Annotated in this window: 8 protein-coding genes; 5 read left to right on the forward strand and 3 right to left on the reverse strand. The window is 68.8% G+C overall.

Going from position 1 to position 6,180, the window contains the following annotated elements; genetic code table 11:
* The first annotated feature begins 14 nt into the window (after positions 1–14).
* Both dapB and IE311_RS08875 read left to right on the forward strand, forming a co-directional pair.
* Complete coding sequence (dapB, locus tag IE311_RS08870) at positions 15–767, forward strand: 4-hydroxy-tetrahydrodipicolinate reductase (protein WP_189831012.1); 753 nt, start codon at positions 15–17, stop codon at positions 765–767.
* A 5-nt stretch (positions 768–772) separates the two neighbouring features.
* On the forward strand, positions 773–1,228 hold the full coding sequence (locus IE311_RS08875) for a tetratricopeptide repeat protein (RefSeq protein WP_189831013.1): 456 nt from the start codon (positions 773–775) through the stop codon (positions 1,226–1,228).
* Here the strand turns inward: IE311_RS08875 and IE311_RS08880 are convergent.
* Positions 1,218–1,778: a hypothetical protein gene (locus IE311_RS08880; RefSeq protein WP_189831014.1), complete on the reverse strand. Its 561-nt coding sequence runs from the start codon at positions 1,776–1,778 to the stop codon at positions 1,218–1,220. The two genes, IE311_RS08875 and IE311_RS08880, sit on opposite strands and share 11 nt — an antisense overlap.
* 54 nt (positions 1,779–1,832) lie before the next feature.
* On the reverse strand, positions 1,833–2,072 hold the full coding sequence (locus tag IE311_RS08885) for a hypothetical protein (protein WP_189831015.1): 240 nt from the start codon (positions 2,070–2,072) through the stop codon (positions 1,833–1,835).
* Between the two features lie 155 nt (positions 2,073–2,227).
* On the opposite strand from IE311_RS08885, the gene thyX reads away from it, so the two are divergent.
* From thyX to IE311_RS08900, 3 genes are all read left to right on the forward strand, one after another.
* Positions 2,228–2,968: an FAD-dependent thymidylate synthase gene (gene thyX / locus IE311_RS08890; RefSeq protein ID WP_189831016.1), complete on the forward strand. Its 741-nt coding sequence runs from the start codon at positions 2,228–2,230 to the stop codon at positions 2,966–2,968.
* Positions 2,969–3,145: 177 nt separating this feature from the next.
* On the forward strand, positions 3,146–4,045 hold the full coding sequence (dapA, locus tag IE311_RS08895; protein WP_189831017.1) for a 4-hydroxy-tetrahydrodipicolinate synthase: 900 nt from the start codon (positions 3,146–3,148) through the stop codon (positions 4,043–4,045).
* A gap of 99 nt (positions 4,046–4,144) precedes the next feature.
* A complete protein-coding gene (locus tag IE311_RS08900) occupies positions 4,145–5,821 on the forward strand; it encodes a ribonuclease J (RefSeq protein ID WP_189831018.1) in 1,677 nt (558 codons plus the stop codon).
* A 145-nt stretch (positions 5,822–5,966) separates the two neighbouring features.
* On the opposite strand, the gene IE311_RS36595 is transcribed toward IE311_RS08900, so the two are convergent.
* A partial coding sequence (locus tag IE311_RS36595) for a hypothetical protein (protein WP_229901791.1) occupies positions 5,967–6,180 on the reverse strand: 214 nt, incomplete at its 5' end.

Raw genomic sequence — 6,180 nt, forward strand, 5'->3', positions numbered from 1 at the left:
AGGAATTCAGAGCAATGAGCAAGCTGCGTGTGGCGGTCCTCGGTGCACAGGGCCGGATCGGCTCCGAGGCCGTGAAGGCCGTCGAGGCCGCCGCGGACATGGAACTGGTCGCCGCCCTCGGGCGGGGCGACAAGCTGGAGACCCTCACCGAGGCGGGCGCCCAGGTGGTCGTCGAACTGACCACCCCCGCCTCGGTCATGGAGAACCTCGACTTCTGCGTGCGCCACGGCATCCACGCGGTCGTCGGCACCACCGGCTGGACCGAGGAGCGCCTCGCGCAGCTGCGGACCTGGCTCGCCGCCTCCCCGGAGACCGGCGTCCTCATCGCTCCGAACTTCTCCATCGGCGCGGTCCTCACCATGAGGTTCGCCCAGCTCGCGGCCCCGTACTTCGAGTCGGTCGAGGTCGTCGAACTGCACCACCCGCACAAGGTGGACGCCCCCTCCGGCACCGCGACCCGGACGGCCCAGCTGATCGCCGCCGCCCGCGCGGAGGCCGGCCTCGGCGCCCAGCCGGACGCCACCGCGACCGCCCTCGACGGCGCCCGCGGCGCCGACGTCGACGGCGTCCGCGTCCACTCGGTACGCCTGTCGGGCCTCCTCGCCCACCAGGAGGTGCTGCTCGGCGGCGAGGGCGAGACGCTCACCGTCCGCCACGACTCGCTGCACCACTCCAGCTTCATGCCGGGCATCCTGCTGGGCGCCCGCCGTGTGACCGGCGCCCCGGGCCTCACGTTCGGCCTGGAGCACTTCCTGGACCTGGGCTGACGGCGATGGGCGGAAAGATCACGTACATCTTCCTGGCCACCGTGCTGGTGCTCGTCTTCGGCGTGGTGGCCATGGAGGGCGTCCTGCTGCTCCTCACGGGTGAACCGGCGGCCATGGGCATGGGCGCGGTGGCGTTCCTGCTGCCCGGTGTCGGTGGCTGGTTCCTCTGGAAGAACACCCGGTTCGCACGGCAGGCGGGTCGCCTCGCCACCGAGCTGGAGGCGGAGGGCGGCCTGCCCGTCGACGAGCTGAAGCGCACCGAGGGCGGCCGTATCGACCGCGACTCGGCCGACGAGGTCTTCGCCCGGCGCAAGGCCGAGACGGAGGACTCGCCGGACGACTGGCGCTGCTGGTTCCGGCTCGCGGTGGCGTACCACGACGCCCGCGACACCCCCCGGGCCCGCAAGGCGATGCAGCGGGCCATCGCCCTCCACGAGGGGCGTCGTCCGGTCAGCGCGTAGCGGCCTGGGCGACGCCGTACTCGGCGTTCCACGCCTCGACCGTGTCGGCCGCCCGGTCGAAGGCCTCGACACGGGAGAGGAAGTCGGCGTTGTGGTCGGTGAGCAGCAGCAGCTGCTCACCACCCTGCCGACCGAGCACCAGGGCCTGGCCCTGGACGGTGCGGGGGAGACCCAGCCAGCGCACCGGCTGCTGCACGGTCCGTACGGACGTCACCTTCGCCCACGGCACGGTGACGGTCGAGAAGAAGGCCACGCGGCGCGCTCCGGCGCGGCTCACCCAGGTGCCCATGCGCAGCATCCGCAGGGCGGCCAGGATGACGAGCACGGCCATGCCCAGGGTGACGCCCGCGCCGCTGAACGCTCCGGCGGCGGCGATGATCACCGCGGCGAGCAGCACGAACGAGGCGAGCAGCAGCGCGAGCGCCGCCGCGCCGACCCGCCAGGAACCCGGCCGGTAGGGACGACGCCACTGATCGTGGTCGTCGAACGGCAGGGCGATGTGGTCGTTCGTGTCAAAAGCACGGTCGGCCGTCAGAAAGGGCAGGGGCACGACAGATCCTCACTCACAAGCACGCTCGAAGGGGCAGTGCCCGGTGAGGCTACCTCAGCGGTTGTCGGAGGCTTCCGACTGCTGCTGACGAGTGGCGGAGTCACCCGACTGCAGGGACGGCATCCCGAAGATCAGCGACCCGACGAGACCGGCCACGACGGTCAGTCCGAGCAGGGTACGGCCCACGATCTGCGAGGCACCGAGGCGCTCCCGGGGTGGTGGAGTGACGTTACTGCGAAAGTGGTCGGCCTCCGCGACGAACGCGAACGGTACGGCCTCTTCCCGGCTGAACATCAGGTCCACTCTCCTCGGCTTGTCGTCATGCGTCACAGGTACAGACGACAGAACCAGGGTTTTGGTGCCCTATTTCACCAAAGCAGCCGAATCTCGTCCCCCGGTAGGACGTCGTTAGAGTGGGCGACCGCAGCAACCGATTGGAAGGACCGCTGGTGACCGACAGCCCCACCGAGAACGTGAAGATCGACTTCCGGAGCGACGTCACCGTTGATCTGGTCAAGAGCGCGGCGGCCGACTCCGACGTCCTCTGGGCGGCCCGGGTGTCCACGGCGGGGGAGCAGTCCCTCGAAGAGCTCCAGAAGGACCCGGAGCGTTCGAAGGGCCTCATCAACTACCTGATGCGGGACCGTCACGGCAGCCCCTTCGAGCACAACTCGATGACGTTCTTCATCAGCGCCCCGATCTTCGTGTTCCGCGAGTTCATGCGGCACCGGGTGGGCTGGTCGTACAACGAGGAATCGGGCCGCTACAGGGAGCTCCAGCCGGTCTTCTACGTCCCCGACGCCTCCCGCAAGCTCGTCCAGGAGGGCCGCCCGGGCAAGTACGTCTTCGTCGACGGCACCCAGGAGCAGCACGACCTGGTCAGCCGCACGATGGAGGACTCGTACCGCCAGGCGTACGCCACCTACCAGGAGATGCTGGCCGCCGGCGTCGCCCGTGAGGTCGCCCGTTCGGTCCTGCCCGTCGGTCTCTTCTCCTCGATGTACGCCACGTGCAACGCGCGCTCGCTGATGCACTTCCTCGGGCTGCGCACCCAGCACGAGCTTGCCGCGGTCCCGTCCTTCCCGCAGCGGGAGATCGAGATGGTCGGCGAGAAGATGGAGGAGCACTGGGCCCGGCTGATGCCGCTGACCCACGCGGCCTTCAACAAGAACGGCCGTGTGGCCCCGTAGGGCACAGATGTCCGAACACCCCGAGCGAAGTGTCCGTATTGCGACGTTTCACGAAGTTCATCTAGGCTGATCAAACGGACCCGGCGCTGCCTGAACCCCCGAGCAGGCAGCGCCGGGCTCCTTTCTCCCGTGCCCCTCGGGGACACCCGGCGCTGAGCAGCGAGTAGCGTGTTACCCATGGCTCCGATCTCCACTCCGCAGACCCCCTTCGGGCGGGTCCTCACCGCCATGGTCACGCCCTTCACGGCGGACGGCGCACTCGACCTCGACGGTGCCCAGCGACTGGCCACCCACCTGGTGGACGCAGGCAACGACGGCCTCGTCGTCAACGGCACCACCGGCGAGTCCCCCACCACCAGCGACGCGGAGAAATCGGAGCTGGTACGAGCGGTACTGGAGGCGGTCGGCGACCGCGCCCACATCGTGGCCGGCATCGGCACCAACGACACCCACCACTCCATCGAGCTCGCCCGCGCCGCCGAGCGCGACGGCGCGCACGGCCTGCTCGCCGTCACCCCGTACTACAACAAGCCCCCGCAGGAGGGCCTGTACCGGCACTTCTCGGCCATCGCCGACGCCACCGGGCTCCCGGTGATGCTGTACGACATTCCCGGCCGCAGCGGCGTCCCGATCGACACCGAGACACTCGTCCGGCTCGCCGAGCACCCGCGCATCGTCGCCAACAAGGACGCCAAGGGCGACCTCGGCCGCGCCAGCTGGGCGATCGCCCGCTCCGGCCTCGCCTGGTACTCCGGCGACGACATGCTCAACCTCCCGCTGCTCTCGGTCGGAGCCTGCGGCTTCGTCTCCGTCGTGGGCCACGTGGTCACCCCGGAGCTCCGCGCCCTCGTCGACGCCCACCTGGGCGGCGAGGTCCAGAAGGCCACCGAGATCCACCAGAAGCTGCTCCCGGTCTACACCGGCATGTTCCGCACCCAGGGCGTCATGACCACCAAGGCCGCCCTCGCCCTCCAGGGCCTCCCGGCCGGCCCGCTGCGCCTGCCGCTCGTGGAGCTCTCCCCCCAGGAGACCGAGCAGCTCAAGGTCGACCTGGCCGCCGGCGGGGTAGAGCTCTGACAACGGACTTCACAACTGAACACTGACAACAGCAAGTGCACGAATGTCATGCGCGCCACGTGCCAAGAGGTACGTGGCGTGCGTGGTGAGGAGAGTCTTTTGAGTCATCCGCATCCTGAACTCGGCGCCCCGCCGAAGCTGCCGAAGGGCGCCCTGCGCGTCATCCCGCTCGGCGAAATCGGCCGGAACATGACGGTCTTCGAGTTCGACGGCCGTCTGCTCATCGTCGACTGCGGCGTCCTCTTCCCCGAGGAGGAGCAGCCCGGCGTCGACCTGATCCTGCCGGACTTCACCATCATCCGGGACCGCCTCGACGACATCGAAGGCATCGTGCTCACGCACGGCCACGAGGACCACATCGGTGCCGTCCCCTACCTGCTCCGGCTCAAGCCGGACATCCCGCTCATCGGCTCCAAGCTGACCCTCGCCCTGATCGAGGCCAAGCTCCAGGAGCACCGCATCCGCCCCTACACCCTCGAGGTGAAGGAGGGCGACCGGGAGGTCCTGGGTTCGTTCGACTGCGAGTTCATCGCGGTCAACCACTCCATCCCGGACGCGCTCGCGGTCGCGATCCGCACCCCCGCGGGCATGGCCGTCGCCACCGGCGACTTCAAGATGGACCAGCTCCCGCTGGACGGCCGCCTCACGGACCTGCACGCCTTCGCGCGTCTGAGCGAGGAAGGCATCGACCTCCTCCTCTCGGACTCCACGAACGCCGAGGTCCCGGGCTTCGTCCCGCCGGAGAAGGACATCTCCAACGTCCTGCGCACGGTCTTCGCGAACGCCCAGAAGCGCATCATCGTGGCCAGCTTCGCCAGCCACGTGCACCGCATCCAGCAGATCCTCGACGCCGCCCACGAGTACGGCCGCAGGGTCGCCTTCGTCGGCCGCTCGATGGTCCGCAACATGGGCATCGCCCGTGACCTGGGCTACCTCCGGGTCCCGGCCGGCCTCGTCGTGGACGTGAAGACCCTCGACGACCTGCCGGACGACGAGGTCGTGCTGGTCTGCACGGGTTCCCAGGGCGAGCCGATGGCGGCCCTGTCCCGCATGGCCAACCGCGACCACCAGATCCGGATCGTCCCCGGTGACACCGTGATCCTGGCGTCCTCGCTGATCCCGGGCAACGAGAACGCGGTCTACCGCGTGATCAACGGCCTGACCCGCTGGGGCGCGCACGTCGTCCACAAGGGCAACGCCAAGGTCCACGTCTCGGGCCACGCCTCGGCCGGCGAGCTGCTGTACTTCTACAACATCTGCCGACCGAAGAACCTCATGCCGGTCCACGGCGAATGGCGCCACCTGCGCGCCAACGCCGAGCTCGGCGCGATGACGGGTATCCCCAAGGACCACATCGTCATCGCCGAGGACGGCGTCGTCGTCGACCTGGTCGACGGCCGCGCCCGGATCACCGGCAAGGTCCAGGCGGGTTACGTGTACGTCGACGGCCTCTCGGTCGGCGACGTCACCGAGACCTCCCTCAAGGACCGCCGCATCCTGGGCGAGGAGGGCATCATCTCGGTCTTCGTCGTGGTCGACTCCTCGACCGGCAAGATCGTGGGCGGCCCGCACGTCCACGCCCGAGGCTCCGGTATCGACGACTCCGCGTTCGACGCGGTGCTCCCGAAGATCGACCAGGCCCTCAACAAGTCGTTCCAGGACGGCGTCGTCGAACCCCACCAGCTCCAGCAGCTGATCCGCCGCAGCGTCGGCAAGTGGGTCTCCGACACCTACCGCCGGCGCCCGATGATCCTCCCGGTCGTCGTAGAGGTCTGACCGGTCTGACCTGCGCCACACCGGAGCGGGGCCCCTCGATTTGCATCGGGGCGCCCCGCTCCAGTACGTTTACGGCTCCGCCAGAACGGGAAGCTCCAGCGCCGCCGTGCGCCAGGACAGCTGACCGGGAGGCGGGAAATCCGACTCAGATCATCTGATAAAGTCGGAACCGCCGAAAGGCCCCCGGAGTGAAAACAAAAGGGACCGGAAAGCGCCGAGGAAATCGGGTCGGAAAGATCTGATAGAGTCGTAAACGCAAGACCGAAGGGAAGCCCGGAGGAAAGCCCGAGAGGGTGAGTACAAAGGAAGCGTCCGTTCCTTGAGAACTCAACAGCGTGCCAAAAATCAACGCCAGATTA

The sequence above is a fragment of the Streptomyces zaomyceticus genome (assembly GCF_014656215.1).
GTDB classification, from domain to species: domain Bacteria; phylum Actinomycetota; class Actinomycetes; order Streptomycetales; family Streptomycetaceae; genus Streptomyces; species Streptomyces zaomyceticus.

What these genes read in the sequence shown, in the direction of transcription:
- dapB (WP_189831012.1), top strand. Translation starts at nt 15, where the DNA reads ATGAGCAAGCTGCGTGTGGCGGTCCTCGGTGCACAGGGCCGGATCGGC.
- IE311_RS08875 (WP_189831013.1), top strand. Translation starts at nt 773, where the DNA reads ATGGGCGGAAAGATCACGTACATCTTCCTGGCCACCGTGCTGGTGCTC.
- IE311_RS08885 (WP_189831015.1), bottom strand. Translation starts at nt 2,072, where the DNA reads ATGTTCAGCCGGGAAGAGGCCGTACCGTTCGCGTTCGTCGCGGAGGCC.
- dapA (WP_189831017.1), top strand. Translation starts at nt 3,146, where the DNA reads ATGGCTCCGATCTCCACTCCGCAGACCCCCTTCGGGCGGGTCCTCACC.